This is a genomic window from Anabaena sp. 90 (assembly GCF_000312705.1).
Classification (GTDB): Bacteria; Cyanobacteriota; Cyanobacteriia; order Cyanobacteriales; family Nostocaceae; genus Dolichospermum; species Dolichospermum lemmermannii.
Map to the genome: position 1 here is coordinate 1,624,638 of NC_019427.1, position 18,400 is coordinate 1,643,037.

An 18,400-nucleotide genomic window follows, 5' to 3' on the forward strand; every position below is an offset into this window, starting at 1 on the left:
ATTTACATTAACATTTTTTGTGTCATTTTCAATAAAATTTAAAATCTCCACCTTGGCGGCATTTTCCTTATAAACCTATATTAGGGTTATTAGGGTCATTAGATTTTGGTGCATCGAAAAGCTCTAATTGATTAGTAGTCGAATTATATCGGTATTTTAGACCAGTTAAAGGAGGTCTAGGCTCAACACAGTATTCTTTATTGCCAAACATAATTGATACTACTTGTCTCCCAGGTTCACAAGCTGTAGGATTGTATCCGAAATTTTGAATAATCTGCAAATTTCGGTCATTGGAGGAGATTTTTGCTGGCTCAGATTGGGGGATTGTCTCCGTGTCACTTGAGATAACTTTCCCTTTGGTTAACTGCAAATAAGTTTTAATAGGAATGCCGGCATTAAATCCCGATTTAGTAGCATCTGCAAGTCCGTGAATGGCTACAAGATTGCCATTAATATCAAATACACCTCCTCCACTATTACCAGTCAAAGTATTGGCATCATAAACCAAACTATAGCCATTTCGGAGATTCTGATTAAAAACAATTCTCCCTCCTGTAAAAGCAAATTCTCTATCTGCACCTTTTCTGCCAAATACGGCTGGAAAACCAGCAACAAAAATGTCTGTACCAATTTCCAATGGCTTATCTTCAATAACAACAGGACGATAATATTCTGAGTCTGGAGCTTGAAATGTAATAATTGCTAAATCAACTCCATTTTGATCTGTCTGTAAAACTTGACGATTTTTCATAACATACTCTTTCCCTGTGTAGGTACGAATTGAGTAATTGATATCTTGAGAGCAATTAATCTTCCCTGGTCGTTTTATGGCACTACAAACAACATGATTGGCAGTTAATACAGTGTAAATATTATTTTCTTCGTCAATAATCACTCCTGAACCTCCAGGAGAACCATTATCTTTGCTATTGATTTGGACTATAGATTCTCTGACATTTTCGGCGATTCCTTGAGGTACACTGTTAGCTAATGCTGGAATAGTCATAGCCATTGCTGTTATTGCCGATATCCCCAAAAACACCCTAGTTAATTGATTAGTTATTAAAAGCATATTCAATATTTTTGATTTTTTTTCAGTAATTATGTAAATTTTGCTCAACTAGATTTTGTGTCTCCATAAAATCAATGACTTTAGTAATAGGAATAGCCCAACTTAAAGAGTCTATTTTTGCATAAATTTGTTGATTAGGTACAGAACCATCAGTAAAAGCCTTAATCCCCTGGAAGGGATACTTTAATAAGCCATTAATTGCTATTAATTCTCCTTTTTGATTTAAAAGTGGTCCACCGCTCATCCCTTGCCTAACATCATTAGTATAACCAACTTGGTAACCTCCAGGAAGTGTTTTCGCAAGTTGCATTTCGATCTTTCCCGTTGTTAAATGAAAAGCTCTAATTCCCCAATTACGAGTTTCTTCAAATCTGGTAATTTTGTTTCCTTCTCGGATAAAATTCCAGGCCGGAAACCCTGCTGCATATACTTTTTCTCCCTCTAGTATTTTTGGTAATTTCTGCAATTCTACTACTTGATAGTTTTGTTGGCTAGTAAATTCTACCAATGCCAAGTCCAAGGTCGCAATTTTAACTTGAGTCCTATCCCGTGCTGAATACAGCTTACCATCAACCGTCATGACTTGATAGCCATTTTTAGGGTTATCTGCCACTACATGATGATTTGTTAGTGCTAGATAAGTTTGCCCATAACGCTTAATAATTACTCCTGATCCAGAACCAAACTTAGTGATAATTCTGACAGTTACTTGTTTGGCAATTTCTGAGGCATTGACATTGATTGTCTGGACTGAATTTCTCAAATCTTGCTCAGATAAAGTTACAGCTTGAGCATTTGAGTCCAGAACAAACTTACTCATAAATATAGTCAGGAGTAATCCTAAAAAAGATTTTTTATATAAGAAAAAAATATGATTGATCATGCAATAATTTTCCGAAAATTGATAAAAAATGACAAAAAAATAAGTAGGAATCAGGGTTCAGTATTTTTCGCTAAACCCTGACAAAATAATCAACTAAAATTTTGGAGTTGCAGATTTACGATTTGCATTACCCATAGTTGCTTTTTCCCAATCTCCTAAATTTACTTGAACCCGATTGTCAGTTGTTTCTAAAATTGCAGTCGCGCTCGAACCTTCACGGCTAATTTTCACGATTTGGGACAGAATTTCTTCTGCTTTTTCAGCATTTTCCGGTTTCAGCGTCAGCAGAACATTGTTTTTATTACAACCACTATCTGTCATCGAGACTACACAGATTACGGTACTACCATTAACCTTGCCAGTCATTAAAACGACATCTTTTAACCTACCACCACTGTCAGCTACAGCTTTATTCAATTTTGGTGTGACGATACCGCAACGTTTTTGTGGACTATATTTGCCACCAAAAGCATCAGCACCCTTTTTAGTCCAAATAATTAAAGGAATTGGCTGTCCACCGGGACGTTGACCAATTGTAGCCACGTTACCATTATTTTCCGCAACGCAACTAAATTTAGTACCATTGACCGCTGAATCACTAACCCCTGCATTATCAACGGGTACATTATTGACTGAATTATCTACAGGAGGCTTGGCTTGGACTGTGGACGTTAATCCTAAACCACTAGATAGAGTTAAAGTTGCAATTAATACGGGGGCAGCTAATGGAAATTTCATAAGAATATCCGGTAAGTGGGAAACTCAGCGGCTTTAGCCCTGAGAGGGATGGTATGGCTAACGCCACGCTACGCTATCGACATGGCTCACCAGCCACGGCACGAGCGGTTTTAACCGCCTTGAATATTTTTTCATTACCGCCTTGGAGTTGGTAAATTCGGTGTACTTTTGTAATGTACTTTCAACGGGACAATTACCGATTCAAAATTCCCAACTCTGTACGCATAATGAATGTTTTGCTCCAAAGAGCCTCCCATTTCTGGGGTAATGTTAGCTTAGACCAGTTATAAGAGCTTTTTAGACTTGCAACACTGTTTCAGTGACCTTAAAACTGTTTAATTGCAAATGACAGAGCAGGGAACTAGTGAAGCAGCGCGGTCTTGGGGGTTTCCCCCATGAGCGACTGCTGAACCCCGAAGGGGCTACGCATTCCGGGGTGTCGTGACTCAAATAACGGCTACCCTTCGACTATGCTCAGGGTGGTCTGGTCAGCACGGCTTGCTTGATTACTCTTGCAAGCCCAGTCCCTTTAGGGCTGGGTTACTGACAGTTTAATCCTAAATCTTACAAATGTAGAAACGAAGTTTTTGGGTACAACTTTTCCAGAGAAAATACTGCATCAATATTTTAATACACAGAGGCAACAGATTGATTTATAACTTAGATAATTACTAGCCTCTTTTTCGCGGAGGATGGCATTGCAGCGAAGTTAAGAGTCTGAGTTTACCATAAGTCCGATTATATTGGTAGCTTCCCGCAGTTAAACCAGGATGGGGGTTAACACAGTATTGTTTGCTATCAATAATAATTGTAATTATACCATGTCTATGTTGAAAACCATAGTTATTGAAAGTAGTGAAATTTCTGCGTAAAGCTTTGTTAAGATTGCAGCACCAATTCACGTTCAGAATTTCCCCATTGGTTACAAACCATTTATGGGTTATGAAGGCACAAATCAAATCACGGATTTAATCTACAATTCCTTCACTTTGGGAATGGAAGATCACCTTTTAGAAATCTTTGGTGGACACGATACAAAGGAAGTAATTACCAAAGGAATTTCTGCGGAGTCTGGTTTGAATTGGACAAAAGATGGACAAGCAGAATTGAATAAGATTCCTGGTTTTGTGCGCGGGAAAGTGAAGCGAAATACCGAAAAGTTTGCCCGTGAACGTGGGTTTAAGGATATCTCGGCTGAGGTTTTGTATGCAGCTAAGGAATCTGTAGGGGCGTAGGTTTGATGGTTGGTTGAGAAGATTAAGGGGTAAGGATTCATTGATTATCTTTAGCCCTTAATTTTGTTAATAAAAATACTTTCAGAATATCTATTTAAAATTTTTAAGCGGGCTTTAATAAAGTCATTGGACGAAACCAAACATCATAATAGTAGTGGATACCGTGTTCTCGTTTGCTGTGAATAATCCAAGATCCGTTTGAGACATTAATCTCATAAGTATGACTACCGTTCTTTCTTGCTTTGCTGATGTCTGTAGCTTTAGCGTGTGTTAGCTCTATTACTCTTTCTAGTTTGCAGTCTACTTCAACTGGAAATTTAGAACATCTCAGATTGAGTTCCGTTTGCTTGTTTTTCATATTGTTCACTCACAGTAAATTTTTTGATAAATTTGACTTACTATAGTTTTACACATACTTTTAGCTGTGTCAATCTCTAGTAAACAAAAAGTTTCTTTTGTTTACTACCAGGAAAAGAAATAGTATATAGTACATATATACTGTAAAATTATGCTAGAAAACCTATCTGCTAAGTTATGTCTACTAAAACCTTGGGTCAGAGACTACACCTAATTAGGAAAGAACAGAACCTATCCATGCGTTCAGTCGCTCGTATGGCAGAAATCTCTGTTGCATATCTTTCTAAGATTGAACATGATGAAGCCAACCCCACTGTTGATGTTTTAGAAAGGTTAGCAAAAGTATTGGGTTTAAGTTTGGAAGAGTTAACGGTTGATGTAGGTAGGGAGTCATCCCCCAAACAAGATCAACCTGAAAGCTTGCAAAACTTCATAAACGAATACAAAGATAAGTATACCGAACTAAATCAACAGGATTGGCAAAAAATGCTTTGTAATATTCGCCTCAGAGGGCAATACCCTGAAAATACAGAGGACTGGTTGATGATTTTTTTAGATATAAGGAGGGCGTTATATTAGAAATGTTACGTCGTTTTGAGATAGATGTATGATAGACAGAGACCCAGATTTAGAAGATATCAGGCGTGCTTTTTTGAAATATGTAGAGAGCTTTCATTCTAAACATGAATATACTTGTGATCCTGAAGCTCTTGCAAAGAGTCTTGGTATTCGAGTTCGCAAGGGAGACAGCAATCAAGCAATTAAGCACCCGACAACAGGTGAACGCTTAATTCTAATTGATGAAACTGTTGCGCCTAACCGATTTAAGTTTACTATCTGGCATGAATTGAGCCATCATCTTTTTGATATGGCTGAAATTGATAATATTCAAGCGGGTGATCTTGCTGTATATCTTAGGGAACACACACTTCAAAATTTAGAGACTCGTCAAAAGATCGAAGATGATTTTTGTGATCAAGCCGCAGCAACTCTTTTGATACCAACACCAATACTGAAAAAAGTAAAAAATAAAAATGGTTATTCACCTCTTACAGTATTAGAGTTCATGGAACGTACAGGGGCTTCTGCTCAAGCTTCTTTGGCGAGACTTGTTTATTCTGAAAATACAAATGTTCATGGATTAGTGATAGACAAAACGGGTAGGATTCTCTACAGTATTGCTCACGGCGAAAAACGCAAAAAATATCCGGTTGGGTCGGGTTTTAAACTTGAGAGTAATCATCCTCTAATTACAGATAAATATAAACCTCTTGAAGAGGAACGTTTTGAGGCATATATACCATTTAAAGGAGGTAAAAGAAAGTGGAAAAGTAAAGTAGTTGCCGCCGCAAACTCTAATTGTAATAGGATTGTGGCTTTATTTTTAGATGCTTACCCACATCACTGCTCAAATGACGTAAAGCAACTTTCGCTGTTCTAGGAATTAAATACATTTTTTAGATTATCTTTGTCACTAGAAGAAACCGCCTCAGAATGAATTCTGAGGCTAATAGCAAAAGTCGTCTCAAGACGACTAAAATAATTAATCATTGAGTCCGTTTTAACGGACTTCGGCTATGAGTCTGGGAATTAATTCCCAGACGGGTTAGAAAGCTAACTGATAATATTAAAAAATATCAGCTACAGCATGAGGAAAAATCCCACCATGTCCAACCAAACAAACCTAACAGATGCTCGTAATAACCTAGCTGAAATCTGCGCTCAAGTAGTTGCAGATAGAGAAGTAATGATTATTACCCAACCTGATGGTGAAAACCTCCCCCCTATTGCTGTTGACGAATTAGAAAGTTGATTAGAAACAACTCATTTACTGCGCTCATCTCAAAATGCAGCGCGTCTTCTAACTGCTTTAGAAAGAGCAGAAACCAGAACTTTAAAACCGCAAAGTATCAACGAAATGTAAATATTGCATAATAAAATGAACCTTAGTGTAAATTTTAAGTTAGATAAATCAGATTTTTGTGAAAATTACTGAAAAATTAAACATTAAGTAACTTTAAAGACAGAAAGAAGTAGCAAATAATACGAATTATATTTAATTAAGACTAATATTGTAGACACAGAGGAGCGAAAATAAATGTTCAAAAAAGTAGTCATTATTGGGTGTTTAACCCTATTTCTGTTGGTAGGGTTATTAACAGGAAATGCCCTTGCAGAAGCCGCTGCTGCACCCCCTCCTAATTCAGGTGATACAGCATTTATGCTAATTTCATCAGCCTTAGTATTGCTAATGACACCGGGATTAGCCTTCTTTTATGGTGGGTTTGTGCGATCGCACAATATCCTCAACACATTGATGATGAGTTTTGTGTTGATGGGCATTGTCGGAGTCACCTGGATTCTCTGGGGTTATAGCCTTTCATTTGCACCAGGTAACTCCATCATCGGTGGTTGGAATTGGATACTTGGAAATGTGGGTTTAGAAACTCAAGGCTATTTACCCCACATGGGCTATGAAGATGCCCTCAAAGCCGCAGATCCAGCCTACGCTGATATGAATTCCTATGCTGGAACAATTCCCCATCAAGCATTCATGATCTATCAAGCCATGTTTGCAATTATTACCCCAGCCTTAATTTCAGGAGCGATCGCCGAACGGATGAGTTTCCGCGCCTATTGCTTATTTGTCCTGCTCTGGTCAACTTTCATCTACACACCCCTGGCACACATGGTTTGGGCAAAAGGAGGATTTTTAAGTTTATATGGCGGCATCGGCGCTCTAGACTTTGCTGGTGGGACAGTAGTGCATATTAGTTCCGGTGTGTCAGCATTGGTAGCAGCAATTGTTCTCGGCCCCAGAAAAAACTATCCAGATCGTCTTAGCCCGCCCCATAACGTCCCCTTTATTTTGTTAGGTGCTGGCTTACTTTGGTTTGGCTGGTTCGGTTTTAATGCTGGTAGCGCCTTATCCGCAGGAACAGTAGCTACAGTTGCCTTTGTTGCTACCAATACATCAGCCGCCGCTGGGGGATTAATGTGGTTAATTTTAGAAGCCACATTACGGGGAAAACCCACCGCAGTAGGCGCGGCCACAGGTGCGGTAGCTGGTTTAGTTGGGATCACCCCAGCCGCCGGATTTGTCACACCTCTAGGAGCAATTCTCATCGGTTTTATTACCGCCTTCTTCTGCTTCTATGCTGTCAGTTTCAAGCACAAATTGCGGATTGATGATGCCTTAGATACCTATTTCGTTCATGGTGTTGGTGGGACGATTGGCGCAATTTTAACAGCTATTTTGGCGACAACCGAAGTTAATAGCGGCGGTAAAGATGGGGTATTGCGTGGTAACTTCGGTGAATTATTTGTAGAATTAGGAGCGATCGCCCTAGCCTATATCATTGCGGCTGTCGGGACTTGGATCATTCTCAAAATTATTGCGGCTACAATTGGTTTACGAGTTCCGGATCAAACTGAAGATCAAGGTTTGGATATTAACGAACACGGAGAAGAAGGTTATAACTCCGAGTTTGCAGATCGAATTTCTAACAAATAGATATACATAATGTAGAGACGTTACCTATAACGTCTCTACATTCAGAAATAAACCGCATTTTCTCAAAGAAACTAGATTCTGAGCCGTTAATCCTATAATCTTGATCTCAATTACCAATTAGAAAACTCCACCAGAAATTTTGGCAGATTTTTTATTTGTGTATCTCTCTTACCAGATTTACAATGAAGTTTAATATTGGTCATTTTTATCAGTCGTGTTTAACCGTGTAAAAACCTTTCCTGCTTGGGGATTCTTGTCACTGTTAACTAACCTTATCCTAATGTTAGCGGTCATTTTATTGATTTGGCGACAGCAAAAAATAACCCCTGTGGTAGCAACGACAGCTATCCCAAATCCCCCAGAACCAGTTAACCTTAACTGGAAAAATCAATATGTACCACCAGAGTTAGGCTCCCGTCATCAACTCAGTTATCCCCAATGGTTGGATATGCTCAAGCAAGAAGCTAAAATAACCGCTGACAAAAATCCCCAACGGTTAACCATACTAGCGGGAGATTCTCTGAGTTTATGGTTTCCACCAGAATTATTACCGGAAGATAGAAATTGGCTAAATCAAGGAATTTCCGGGGAAGTTAGCAATGGACTGTTACAAAGATTAGATTTCTTTGACCGCACCCAACCAGATATGATTTTGGTGATGGTAGGTATTAATGATCTAATTCGCGGGCTAGAGGATCAGGAAATTCTCACTAATTATCGCCAAATTATCAGCTATCTACGCAGAAAACACCCCCAAGCAGAAATTGTCATTCAGTCAATTTTGCCACATGGTGCGGGGGGGACAACTTGGGAAGGAAAAGAAAAACTCCTAGCTATTCCCAATTCTCGAATTCGCAAATTAAATCAGGAACTGAATAACATCGCTACTAAAAAAGGCGCGAGATATCTCAATTTACATCCCCTATTCACCGATCAACAAGGTAATCTTCGTTCAAATTTTACCACCGACGGTTTACATCTGAGTCCCCCTGGTTATCTAGTTTGGCGGACTGCTTTGCAAATGTATACTAACCAACAACTAACACCCCAACTTCCTCAACCACAAAAGGTAAAGTCAACAAATAGGATATAAATCCAAAATTTCTATCTAAATCGGCTCCAAGCGCGAGAAAATCAAAAATAGTAATTATTAGTGGTCAATCTCAAATGGATACAAAAGCTTTTAAACGCAGCCTCCAACATTCAGCCAATTATAATCGTAAGGGCTTTGGTCATCAGGCGGAAGTAGCCACTCAGTTACAGTCTGAGTTTCAAAGTAACTTAATTCAGGAAATCCGCAATTCTAACTACACTCTCAACCGTGGTGATGTCACAATCCAACTAGCCCAAGCATTTGGCTTTTGTTGGGGTGTAGAAAGGGCTGTAGCCATGGCCTATGAAACCCGTCAGCATTTCCCGACAGAACACATTTGGATTACTAACGAAATTATTCACAATCCATCTGTGAATAAACGAATGCAGGAAATGCAGGTAGAATTTATTCCCGTTATTGATCAAGTAAAAGACTTTTCTGTTGTTGGTAGCGGTGATGTGGTGATTTTACCAGCTTTTGGTGCCAGTGTTCAAGAAATGCAAATTCTCAATGATAAAGGTTGTCAAATTGTTGATACTACCTGTCCTTGGGTTTCTAAAGTTTGGAACACTGTCGAAAAGCACAAAAAAGGTGATTACACTTCAATTATTCACGGAAAATACAAGCACGAAGAAACCGTTGCGACCAGTTCTTTTGCTGGGAAATATTTGATTGTTTTAAATTTACAAGAAGCAGAATATGTCATTAACTATATTCTCAATGGTGGCAATCGTCAGGAATTTTTAGCTAAGTTTGCTAAAGCTTGTTCTGCGGGATTTGATCCTGATCAAGATTTAGAACGGGTAGGTATTGCTAACCAAACAACCATGCTCAAAGATGAAACCGAAAAAATCGGGAAAATGCTAGAGCGAACCATGATGCAGAAATATGGACCAGCAGAGTTAAATCAGCATTTCCAAAATTTCAATACTATCTGTGATGCTACTCAAGAACGTCAAGATGCTATGCTGGAATTAGTGGAAGAAAAGGTAGATTTAATGATAGTTATTGGGGGGTTTAATTCATCAAATACTACCCAATTACAACAAATTGCTTTTGATCGGGATATTCCTTCCTATCACATTGATTGTGTGGAACGGATTCAATCAATTAATAACATTGAACATCGGCAATTAACAGGAGAATTGGCAATTACAGAAAACTGGCTTCCAGTAGGGAAAATTAAAGTTGGGGTTACTTCTGGCGCTTCGACACCGGATCAGGTAGTTGAAGATATAATTGAGAAAATTTTTGCCCTCAAAGCCACAGCCACTTTAGTTTGACAATACCTTAGCTAAAGTAAAAAAAGCCTGAATTCGGAGGTTGGGTTTGGCTTGGCTTAACCCAAACTCCCAAAAAATGGCGAATAATTGAAGGAATCTACAAAAATGTCTGGTAATACGTCTTTTGATCAACTCCAACCTGCAAATCAACAACAAGCTACCGTCTATTTACCTTATATTCAGGGTAGTAAGCGAAATTTATTACCCTATGCCATCAGTCTTTATAAAACACGTGAGTTGGAGGGACAGCGTAAAATTGAGGGTGGTAAGAATATTTCTTTTGTTGCGACTTGGAATGATGCCACTTTACCTTTAGATTCAACCATTTGCCGAATCCAGTTTGACACTAACTCTGAACTAACTTATGAAGTAATGATGCCAAGTTTTGAATTTATTAGTTTTTTAATTGAACTAATGGAAAACTCTAAGCGAAATAGCATCAGCGATTTTCCTACATCTTTTTACCGCAAACTTTTACACTTAGACGATTAAAGCAGAAATAGATATAGTCAGGGGTATACCTACGCATACCCCCATTTTCAAAATTCAAAACTAACTAAGAAATATCTTTCAACTCAGCGGTACGAACCGAAAGCATCTGTGTCTGATTACCTCTTTGCACTTTCACTTGCAACGCTTGACCAAGGGTACTGTCTTCTACTACGCCTTGCAACTGTTCAGCACTAGTAATAGGGTTATTGTTAATTTGCAAAATCACATCTCCGCGACGGATACCCGCAGTTGCAGCCGGAGAATTAGGAACAACCCGCATGACTAAAACACCCGCGACTTCAGGAATTGCAAACATGGAATTAGGATCATTGTTATTTTGTTTTGCTAATTCCGGTGTTAGTGTCACCATTTGCACACCTAAGTAGGGATGAGCAACTTTGCCATCACGTTGCAATTGAGCAGCGATTACTTTAGCTTTATCAATAGGAATTGCAAAGCCAATCCCCATCGCATCGGCGCGAATTGCAGTATTAATGCCAATCACTTCTCCCAAACCATTTAATAATGGTCCACCGGAGTTACCGGGGTTAATAGCTGCGTCAGTTTGAATGAAGTCTAACCGTTTATCACTGATTCCTACTTGAGTGCTGGAACGTTTGAGGGTGCTGACAATCCCCAAGGTGACGGTATTATCAAATCCTAGCGGATTACCCACAGCGATCGCCCAATCTCCTACCTGAACATGATCAGAATTACCTAAATCTGCAACAGGTAAAGCCTTACCAGCATTAATCTTAACTACAGCCAAATCTGTAACTTCATCAATGCCTTGAACTTTACCTTTAAAGGTGCGACCATCTTTCAGACGGACTGTGACTTTATCAGCCTTATCAACTACGTGAGCATTGGTGAGAATTACGCCACTTTTATCAATAATAAAACCAGAACCTAAACCCCGTAACTGTTCAGTCGGTGATTGTTGGGGAAAGCTATCACCAAAAAACCGCCGAAAAAACGGATCTTCCATCATCGGATCATTTCGGCGCGTAATCGTTCTTTCTGTATCAATTCTCACCACTGCTGAACCTACCCGATTGACCGCTGCTGTCACAAAACTATGACTACCAATCACAGCCGTAGCGGGAGAAGGCTTTTGAGCAATTTTCGTGAATGACTCAGTGACAGGATTCGGACCCGGTTCTGCGGCTGAAGGTAATACCCGCAGGGAGGTGAAAGTCAACATCACTCCTATAAAAATCGCTAAAATATGGGTACTGAGTTTTCGGATAGACCGGGACATTTGGGACAATCGCATAATCACAACCTAATCTACAAGTCTAATTTTTGCTGTTTCTTGATAAATCTATCTACACCTATTTTTACAGATTCAGATCAGAATTCTGGTTTATTGACATTTTCGCTCATTTAAAGTTTCTTTGATTTCACGGAATCTTGGCTCAAAGTGCAGGATATTTTTTCATCTTCCCCCGCGCTCTCTGGGCTAAAATATTAATTAAAGCCAAAATGGCTAAAAAATATGCAGAGAATACCCATGAATGGAGCAAACCCAGTAACTAACGAATCTTTACCTACATCAGATCACAACCATCCAGATCATACACACAATCAGGCTGATTCTGTTCATCCTCATGTCCACAGTGAAGAGTCATTACGGCGGATTGTTAACCGACTATCGCGCATAGAAGGTCACGTTCGCGGAATTAAAACAATGGTACAGCAAAATACCCCTTGTCCTGATGTATTATTACAAATTGCTGCTGTGCGTGGGGCATTAGATAAAGTAGCCAGAATTGTCCTAGATGAACATTTAACTGAGTGTATCGGTAGAGCCGCCCAAAAGGGGAATATAGAATTAGAGATTGAACAATTAAAAGCTGCTTTAGATAGATTTTTACCTTGATTATCCATAAATATCAATTTCACTATTATTTAAATCATCAACCAAACAAACCAATAATTCTGCTTTTACATGGGTTCATGGGTAATATTCATGAATTTGATCAAGTTATAAAATTACTATTTGCTGATTTTTCCTATCTGACCATTGATTTACCTGGGCATGGCAAAACTCAGGTTTTAGACGATGAATGCTATCCTATGGCATCTACAGCCGCAGCTATTATTCAATTATTAGATGAATTAAAAATTGACCAATGTTATTTAATTGGTTACTCAATGGGAGGAAGATTGGCTTTATATTTGACTTTGCATTTTCCCCATAGGTTTATTAAAGTCATTTTAGAATCTGCTTCTCCAGGTTTAGCAACAGAAACCGCAAGATTAGCCAGAATTAAAGGTGATACTCAAATAGCCAGAAAACTATCTAGAATCATCAATCAAGATGATTTTTATAACTTTCTCAATAATTGGTATCAACAGCCAATTTTTGGTGATATCAAAAATCATCCTCAATACCAATCTATGATATCCAGTAGATTAACAAATCATCCTTTAAACCTAGTCAAGTCATTACAGTTTATGGGAACAGGTTCTCAACCAAGTTTATGGGAATTGCTAACTAAAAATACTATTCCTCTATTATTATTAGTTGGTGAGAAAGACGAAAAATTTGTTGATATTAATATCGCTATGACTGAAAAATGCAACTTGGCTAAATTACAAATAATTCCTCAAGTCGGACATAATATTCATCTAGAAAACACTGTAGCATTTGTGCAAAATATACAAAAATTTTTAGATCCCCAACTTCTTTAAGAAGTTGGGGATCTTGTTGTTGACTACTTGCGATATAATTTTCCATCTTTAACTTGCACCACAGGATGATGACACAACTTGACGTTAAGTTTGTCGTTCTTCGTTGTGAACTGTTTCCGTATTGCCGTTGAACTCAGAACTCCCAACGATTAACATCTTTCCTAGTCCAACGATAAATCAAGGATTTGTAAACGAACTCTGGTAAGGCTAACATTCGTTGCCACCGCCAAGGTTCTTGATATAGTCTATATAGCCATTCTAAATTATTGTTTGCTAACCAACGGGGAGCGCGAGTTTTTATTCCTGACCAAATATCAAAACTACCACCAACACCTACCCAAATGGAGTGAGGACACAAATGACGGTGTTCAGCAATCCATAATTCTTGACGTGGTACTCCCAAACCAACAAATATTACTTGTGGCTGTAGTTGAGTCAGAGTTTGCAATAACTGTTGTTCTTCTGCTGGGGAATGATAACCAGAATGTGTGCCGGATATTTTGAGAGTGGGAAGTTGTTTTTCCCATAAATCTGCTGCTTTTTCGGCTATTCCTGGTGCGCCTCCATAGAAAAATATTGAAGCAGATGTTTGTTCTTGATCTATTATTTGTAAAAGGCTTTCTGCTAATTCAATTCCGGGAAACCGTTGCACTTTTTGTCCTAATAAATATTGTAAATAGAGAACTACTCCTGCGCCGTCGGGAATAACTAATTCAGCATTTTTAATGATTTTTGCTAATGGGAGATTGCGCTCTGCTTGCATAGTCATTTCGGCATTGAGGGTGACTACATGAGTCCCTTGACCTGCTTTTAAGCAATCTAATAACCAGTTTGGATAATTACTCATTATATGCACTGGTAAACCTAATACGGGAAATACTTGAGGGAATTTAAACATAGTTTCTTGAAAATCAGACTTTAGGCGGATGTTTGATGAAAGGTTAGGGTATCAAATTTTTTCCTGAATAAATAACAATAATTTGTCAAGGAAAACAGTTTAGGGGTTAAGATCCTCTGGACGATCAATATCTGCTAAAGATTGCAGATAGCCAATTGATAAATTTAACTTTTGAGCAATTTCTACTGTTTTTACGAATACTTGAGCAGTTCCCCAGGAAATATTCATAAATAATTCGGCTATTGGTTGTTGTAATCCAATTAAATAATAACCACCGTCCAGGGCTGGACCCAGGACAAGATTAAAAACCTCTAATTGCTCGAAAGCGGTTGTTAAAATTTGCGAGTTTAGATCAGGGCAGTCTGTACCAATGATGATGACTCGTTCTGCTTTTTGATTAAACGCATTGATTAGCGATCGCTCCATTCTTTTACCTAAATCTCCCTCACCTTGAAATTGATATAGTAAATCATTTCCTAACCAATTTAGCATTACTTGTAAATCGCCACCCGTAAACCGTATTTCTACAGATGTCTTAGACATTTTTTGTAATTCCTTAACCTGAGAAATAGTATCTTCAGTCATCTGCTTTTGTAAATTAGCAGCACCAACATCACCCAAAGCAGGTATTAACCGGGTTTTTGTTTTCCCTGGTTCTGGGTAGCGGGTAAAAATAATCAGATGTTGTTTTGATGGTTTTAAGGAGATCATTCAAAATATGCTGCTATTAAAGATATCGCAACTATGGGTGCGGTGACTGCGCGAAGAATCCGACGACCCAAGGAAATGGGCTGAAATCCTGATGCTATGGCTATTTCTAGTTCTTGATTTGTCCAACCTCCTTCTGGTCCAATGGCAATAATTATCTCATTTGCAGTTTTATTGATTACCTGCTGTAGATGAGGATAATCCCCACGGGCTTCACAGATATAACGATGAGTGGCAGTAGTTTCTTTTATGGCAGTGTTGAAAGCTACGGGTTGGAGGATGGTGGGAACAACAGCCCGTTCTGACTGTTCAGCGGCTTCTGAAGCTATGCGCTGCCAGCGTTCTAGTTTTTGGGGACTGGGATTTAATAGGGTGCGATCGCTCAAAACAGGTGCAATAGAAGTTACTCCTAACTCCGTACAACACCGGACAATTTCATCAAATCCATTTCCTTTTGGTAATGCCATCATCAAGGTAATAGCCACAGGTAATTCAGTTTTTACCTCCAGCGGTTCTAAAACCTCTCCCTGTTCCCCTTGTAACCGCGCTAACCACCATTTCCCCATACCATCCATGATAATAAATTTATCACCATCTCGCAAGCGCAATACCCGCAGCAAATAATGTTGTTGTTGAGGTGTTAATAAAAGCTGGTTGGCTTGAAGTTGCTGGGGATGAATAGTAATGCGTTGAAGTTGGGACATAGGGGAGGAGTCAGGAGGAAGAAGAAGAAGAAGAAGAAGAAGAAGAAGTAAAAGTGGTGTTTGATAGCGCAGAGTTAACTATTTTCGTTATTGTAATAATGCTTGAAACCGCTGTTCACCCCGAATTTTATCAAAATCCGGGTCAGTTTTCGCTAAGTCTTGATATTTTTTGGGGACAAATTGAATAGCTTTTTTGAGGTTATCAATTGCTAGTTCTAGATTATTTTGTAAGGCATAATTACAAGCTTTGTTATAATATGCTTGATGTAAATTAGGCTGGATAGTAATTGCTTGATTATAAGATGCTAAAGCTTCTTTGTAGCGTTGTAATTTAGTCAGAGCAATGCCTCGGTTAATCCAAGCCTCATGTTTATTAGAGTGAATAGCGATCGCTTCATCATAAGATCTTACAGCTTCTTCGTAATTTCGTAAAGCCGTTAAAGCATTACCACGATTATACCAGGCCTCATCTTTATTTGGGCGAATAGCGATCGCTTTATCATAAGATTCTACAGCTTCTGGATACTGTTGCAACGCAATCAAAGCATTGCCGCGATTTACCCAAGTCTCCGCACTATCGGTTTTAATAGCTATCACCTGATTATATACCCCTAAAGCTTCTTGATAACGATGGGTATCTAACAAGCCATTTCCCTGTAGTAATAAATTTTCTGCTTTTTGACTATCTTGTACCTCTGTAATTAGTTGATTAACATTGCTTTCTTGAACAACTTGTTTGGTATTATCTGGTGAAGAATTTGCCAAATCACTACAGCCAATCGCCAAAAAACTGATTAAACTAGAGGTAATTAATTGTCGCCAAATTATCATACTGCACCTAAAAAAATCATACAATTATCCTAAAACTGATGAGAAGTTAAAAGTCGTATCAAAATCAACTAATTGTGCTTAATTGTTCTTTGATTATGTAAACTCAAGATGAAGATTTGGATAAGGTTTTCATCAGAAGTTATGAATACAATACCATACTCGTAGTCAATAAATCAATTATTGGTAAGTACAAACTTAGCTGAACTAGATCAATCTGGTTTAATCATCCTAAAAAAGAATCATCCCACACAAAAATTTTAAACGATCTGTGATAAAATTTACTGCTTGTTGCTTAATGGAGACACAGAATCATAATTATTGGTATTTATCTGCGTTTATCTGCGTTTATCTGCGGTCAAATATTCTAAAAATCTGATTTTATCCAGCTTTATCTTAATTTGGTATTAGAAGTATATAATACTGTAAATGTAAGTATTTTTACGGCGTGGAAATTTATAGTGAGACGATGGGAGGAAAATAAAAATTATGACAATTGAACCTGACTCATCTAACTCAGAAATAAATCAAGAAGATGAATTAGAAACTGGTGGTAGTGATCACTTATTACTAACAGAAGGATTAGAAAAAAAACAAATATCTGGACAATCTGCCTTCAAAACAAATATGATCAGAGGAACTGCGTTTCTGGTTGAGAGCAACTCCAGCCTGCAAACTGCTATCACCCCCAGAATTTTATTATTCACTAGTTTGGCGATCGCCACAACTATCATTAGTATTGTCATTAATAACTCATTTCTGGGCATTTTGGGAACTTTGGCAACCTTAGCGTTATCACTGTTCATCCTCTTTCCGTGGTTGCGAAATGTGATCCAAGAGTGGTTTTCACCTCAAGATAGAAATGTATTTGTGGGTTTAATAGGAGTAATAGTCGGAATAATTGGCTTATTCAGATTTACTAATTTAGGTAGTGGCTTACTGCGTTGGGGAAGAAGAGTTAACTGGGATGCCTCTGGTACTTTAGCAGAATGGTTTGGAGCATTGGGACAAATTGCCATTGCCATTATCGCCGTTTATGTAGCATGGCGACAATATGTAATTTCCAAAGACTTAACTATCCAACAAAACCTACTGACTGTACAGCAAAATATCATTACCCAACAACAAACCATAGACTCCTACTTTCAAGGAGTTTCCGACTTAGTATTAGATGAAGAAGGATTATTAGAAGACTGGCCGCAAGAAAGAGCGATCGCTGAAGGACGCACCGCTGCTATATTTAGTAGTGTAGATGGCAGTGGTAAAGCCAAAATTCTGCGGTTTCTTTCCCGTTCCAAATTACTCTCTCCTCTCCAGCGCGATCGCCGACTAGGAAGAGCTATTCTAGATGGTAGTGGTGGTTATGCCGAAGATCGTTTAGAAGGAGTGCGCGTCATTGACTTAGGTGTCATGTTAGCAGGTGCAGATTTAGCCGACAATGATTTGCGCTGGACAGATTTAAGTGAAGCCAACCTCATTCGTGCTAATCTCAGCAATTGCGATTTAGTCAAAGCCAACCTTTCCCGCACAATCTTATATGATGCCAATTTGACCAACGCTGACTTAAACGGAGTGCGCCTATTTTATGGTTTACCTGAACAGGCATCCCCCCGCAGTCGCACCGAACCACCCAACTACGAAACAGGAGAACACACCGGCGCAGTTGTGGAAAATGCCGACTTCACCAATGCTCAAAGAATGTCCGAATCTACCCGTTACTATTGCTGTACCTGGTGTGGAGAAAAAACCAGACGGACAATTCCCGGTGGTTGTGAAGGAATTCCCAATAAATTAGGAAGATAAGAGTTAGGAAAATGACCATTCTTTAAGTTTCTAAATCTTTAAAGAAATAATTATACTAAGACGCTTCTCTTTGACCTATCTAACAGGAAATTGAC

General features: G+C 38.6%; 19 protein-coding genes and 1 pseudogene. 11 read left to right on the top strand and 9 right to left on the bottom strand.

The features are described 5' to 3' along the window. Positions 1 to 67: 67 nt before the first annotated feature. The 3 genes from ANA_RS07350 to ANA_RS07360 all read right to left on the bottom strand — a co-directional run bounded on the left by ANA_RS07350 (position 68) and on the right by ANA_RS07360 (position 2,693). Positions 68 to 1,072 carry a S1 family peptidase gene (locus tag ANA_RS07350; RefSeq protein WP_015079431.1) on the bottom strand — a complete coding sequence of 335 codons (1,005 nt, stop codon included), beginning with the start codon at positions 1,070 to 1,072 and terminating at the stop codon, positions 68 to 70. 22 nt (positions 1,073 to 1,094) lie between these two features. Further along, entirely contained in the window at positions 1,095 to 1,892 is a 798-nt protein-coding gene (locus tag ANA_RS07355; protein WP_148279031.1) for a S1 family peptidase, read from the bottom strand. A 156-nt stretch (positions 1,893 to 2,048) separates the two neighbouring features. Next, entirely contained in the window at positions 2,049 to 2,693 is a 645-nt protein-coding gene (locus tag ANA_RS07360) for a COP23 domain-containing protein (RefSeq protein WP_015079433.1), read from the bottom strand. 884 nt (positions 2,694 to 3,577) lie between these two features. Between ANA_RS07360 and ANA_RS07365 the strand changes: the two are divergent. Next, positions 3,578 to 3,928 (top strand): annotated as a pseudogene (locus ANA_RS07365) (ferredoxin:protochlorophyllide reductase (ATP-dependent) subunit B); the annotation flags it as partial. Positions 3,929 to 4,031: 103 nt separating this feature from the next. Here the strand turns inward: ANA_RS07365 and ANA_RS07370 are convergent. Then, positions 4,032 to 4,286 carry a hypothetical protein gene (locus ANA_RS07370; protein WP_041457809.1) on the bottom strand — a complete coding sequence of 85 codons (255 nt, stop codon included), beginning with the start codon at positions 4,284 to 4,286 and terminating at the stop codon, positions 4,032 to 4,034. 176 nt (positions 4,287 to 4,462) lie between these two features. Here ANA_RS07370 and ANA_RS07375 point away from each other — a divergent pair, with 176 nt between their 5' ends. The 7 genes from ANA_RS07375 to ebsA all read left to right on the top strand — a co-directional run bounded on the left by ANA_RS07375 (position 4,463) and on the right by ebsA (position 10,667). Then, a complete protein-coding gene (locus ANA_RS07375) occupies positions 4,463 to 4,864 on the top strand; it encodes a helix-turn-helix domain-containing protein (RefSeq protein WP_041457810.1) in 402 nt (133 codons plus the stop codon). A gap of 28 nt (positions 4,865 to 4,892) precedes the next feature. Then, a complete protein-coding gene (locus ANA_RS07380; RefSeq protein ID WP_015079436.1) occupies positions 4,893 to 5,726 on the top strand; it encodes an ImmA/IrrE family metallo-endopeptidase in 834 nt (277 codons plus the stop codon). Between the two features lie 225 nt (positions 5,727 to 5,951). Next, positions 5,952 to 6,098 (top strand): type II toxin-antitoxin system Phd/YefM family antitoxin, encoded by a 147-nt coding sequence (locus tag ANA_RS27445; RefSeq protein WP_235081971.1) that lies wholly within the window; start codon positions 5,952 to 5,954, stop codon positions 6,096 to 6,098. A gap of 285 nt (positions 6,099 to 6,383) precedes the next feature. Then, positions 6,384 to 7,799 carry an ammonium transporter gene (locus ANA_RS07390; RefSeq protein ID WP_015079438.1) on the top strand — a complete coding sequence of 472 codons (1,416 nt, stop codon included), beginning with the start codon at positions 6,384 to 6,386 and terminating at the stop codon, positions 7,797 to 7,799. Between the two features lie 280 nt (positions 7,800 to 8,079). Next, positions 8,080 to 8,892 (top strand): SGNH/GDSL hydrolase family protein, encoded by an 813-nt coding sequence (locus tag ANA_RS07395; RefSeq protein ID WP_015079439.1) that lies wholly within the window; start codon positions 8,080 to 8,082, stop codon positions 8,890 to 8,892. A gap of 74 nt (positions 8,893 to 8,966) precedes the next feature. Continuing rightward, a complete protein-coding gene (locus ANA_RS07400) occupies positions 8,967 to 10,175 on the top strand; it encodes a 4-hydroxy-3-methylbut-2-enyl diphosphate reductase (protein WP_015079440.1) in 1,209 nt (402 codons plus the stop codon). Between the two features lie 105 nt (positions 10,176 to 10,280). After that, positions 10,281 to 10,667: a type IV pilus biogenesis protein EbsA gene (ebsA, locus tag ANA_RS07405; RefSeq protein WP_015079441.1), complete on the top strand. Its 387-nt coding sequence runs from the start codon at positions 10,281 to 10,283 to the stop codon at positions 10,665 to 10,667. 64 nt (positions 10,668 to 10,731) lie between these two features. Here the strand turns inward: ebsA and ANA_RS07410 are convergent, their stop codons facing one another. Continuing rightward, on the bottom strand, positions 10,732 to 11,943 hold the full coding sequence (locus tag ANA_RS07410; RefSeq protein WP_015079442.1) for an HhoA/HhoB/HtrA family serine endopeptidase: 1,212 nt from the start codon (positions 11,941 to 11,943) through the stop codon (positions 10,732 to 10,734). A gap of 237 nt (positions 11,944 to 12,180) precedes the next feature. On the opposite strand from ANA_RS07410, the gene ANA_RS07415 reads away from it, so the two are divergent. Both ANA_RS07415 and menH read left to right on the top strand, forming a co-directional pair. Beyond that, positions 12,181 to 12,549, top strand: a complete 369-nt coding sequence (locus ANA_RS07415; protein ID WP_015079443.1) for a metal-sensing transcriptional repressor — start codon at positions 12,181 to 12,183, stop codon at positions 12,547 to 12,549. Beyond that, on the top strand, positions 12,546 to 13,364 hold the full coding sequence (gene menH, locus ANA_RS07420; RefSeq protein WP_015079444.1) for a 2-succinyl-6-hydroxy-2,4-cyclohexadiene-1-carboxylate synthase: 819 nt from the start codon (positions 12,546 to 12,548) through the stop codon (positions 13,362 to 13,364). The genes ANA_RS07415 and menH overlap by 4 nt, the downstream gene beginning before the upstream one ends. A 133-nt stretch (positions 13,365 to 13,497) precedes the next feature. On the opposite strand, the gene ANA_RS07425 is transcribed toward menH, so the two are convergent. The 4 genes from ANA_RS07425 to ANA_RS07440 form a co-directional block, all read right to left on the bottom strand. Next, entirely contained in the window at positions 13,498 to 14,262 is a 765-nt protein-coding gene (locus ANA_RS07425) for a WecB/TagA/CpsF family glycosyltransferase (protein WP_015079445.1), read from the bottom strand. 99 nt (positions 14,263 to 14,361) lie between these two features. Further along, positions 14,362 to 14,973 (bottom strand): TIGR04282 family arsenosugar biosynthesis glycosyltransferase, encoded by a 612-nt coding sequence (locus tag ANA_RS07430; RefSeq protein WP_015079446.1) that lies wholly within the window; start codon positions 14,971 to 14,973, stop codon positions 14,362 to 14,364. Further along, complete coding sequence (locus ANA_RS07435; RefSeq protein ID WP_015079447.1) at positions 14,970 to 15,674, bottom strand: 16S rRNA (uracil(1498)-N(3))-methyltransferase; 705 nt, start codon at positions 15,672 to 15,674, stop codon at positions 14,970 to 14,972. Before ANA_RS07435 ends, ANA_RS07430 begins: the two co-directional genes overlap by 4 nt. Before the next feature lie 87 nt (positions 15,675 to 15,761). Next, positions 15,762 to 16,505 carry a tetratricopeptide repeat protein gene (locus tag ANA_RS07440; protein WP_015079448.1) on the bottom strand — a complete coding sequence of 248 codons (744 nt, stop codon included), beginning with the start codon at positions 16,503 to 16,505 and terminating at the stop codon, positions 15,762 to 15,764. A gap of 486 nt (positions 16,506 to 16,991) precedes the next feature. Here ANA_RS07440 and ANA_RS07445 point away from each other — a divergent pair, with 486 nt between their 5' ends. Next, positions 16,992 to 18,305, top strand: coding sequence for a pentapeptide repeat-containing protein (locus ANA_RS07445; protein ID WP_015079449.1), 1,314 nt, complete (start codon positions 16,992 to 16,994; stop codon positions 18,303 to 18,305). Positions 18,306 to 18,400 lie beyond the last annotated feature (95 nt).

Coding starts and splice junctions, on each gene's coding strand:
- ANA_RS07350 (WP_015079431.1), bottom strand. CDS start 1,072: ATGCTTTTAATAACTAATCAATTAACTAGGGTGTTTTTGGGGATATCG.
- ANA_RS07355 (WP_148279031.1), bottom strand. CDS start 1,892: ATGAGTAAGTTTGTTCTGGACTCAAATGCTCAAGCTGTAACTTTATCT.
- ANA_RS07360 (WP_015079433.1), bottom strand. CDS start 2,693: ATGAAATTTCCATTAGCTGCCCCCGTATTAATTGCAACTTTAACTCTA.
- ANA_RS07370 (WP_041457809.1), bottom strand. CDS start 4,286: ATGAAAAACAAGCAAACGGAACTCAATCTGAGATGTTCTAAATTTCCA.
- ANA_RS07375 (WP_041457810.1), top strand. CDS start 4,463: ATGTCTACTAAAACCTTGGGTCAGAGACTACACCTAATTAGGAAAGAA.
- ANA_RS07380 (WP_015079436.1), top strand. CDS start 4,893: ATGATAGACAGAGACCCAGATTTAGAAGATATCAGGCGTGCTTTTTTG.
- ANA_RS27445 (WP_235081971.1), top strand. CDS start 5,952: ATGTCCAACCAAACAAACCTAACAGATGCTCGTAATAACCTAGCTGAA.
- ANA_RS07390 (WP_015079438.1), top strand. CDS start 6,384: ATGTTCAAAAAAGTAGTCATTATTGGGTGTTTAACCCTATTTCTGTTG.
- ANA_RS07395 (WP_015079439.1), top strand. CDS start 8,080: ATGTTAGCGGTCATTTTATTGATTTGGCGACAGCAAAAAATAACCCCT.
- ANA_RS07400 (WP_015079440.1), top strand. CDS start 8,967: ATGGATACAAAAGCTTTTAAACGCAGCCTCCAACATTCAGCCAATTAT.
- ebsA (WP_015079441.1), top strand. CDS start 10,281: ATGTCTGGTAATACGTCTTTTGATCAACTCCAACCTGCAAATCAACAA.
- ANA_RS07410 (WP_015079442.1), bottom strand. CDS start 11,943: ATGCGATTGTCCCAAATGTCCCGGTCTATCCGAAAACTCAGTACCCAT.
- ANA_RS07415 (WP_015079443.1), top strand. CDS start 12,181: ATGAATGGAGCAAACCCAGTAACTAACGAATCTTTACCTACATCAGAT.
- ANA_RS07425 (WP_015079445.1), bottom strand. CDS start 14,262: ATGTTTAAATTCCCTCAAGTATTTCCCGTATTAGGTTTACCAGTGCAT.
- ANA_RS07430 (WP_015079446.1), bottom strand. CDS start 14,973: ATGATCTCCTTAAAACCATCAAAACAACATCTGATTATTTTTACCCGC.
- ANA_RS07435 (WP_015079447.1), bottom strand. CDS start 15,674: ATGTCCCAACTTCAACGCATTACTATTCATCCCCAGCAACTTCAAGCC.
- ANA_RS07440 (WP_015079448.1), bottom strand. CDS start 16,505: ATGATAATTTGGCGACAATTAATTACCTCTAGTTTAATCAGTTTTTTG.
- ANA_RS07445 (WP_015079449.1), top strand. CDS start 16,992: ATGACAATTGAACCTGACTCATCTAACTCAGAAATAAATCAAGAAGAT.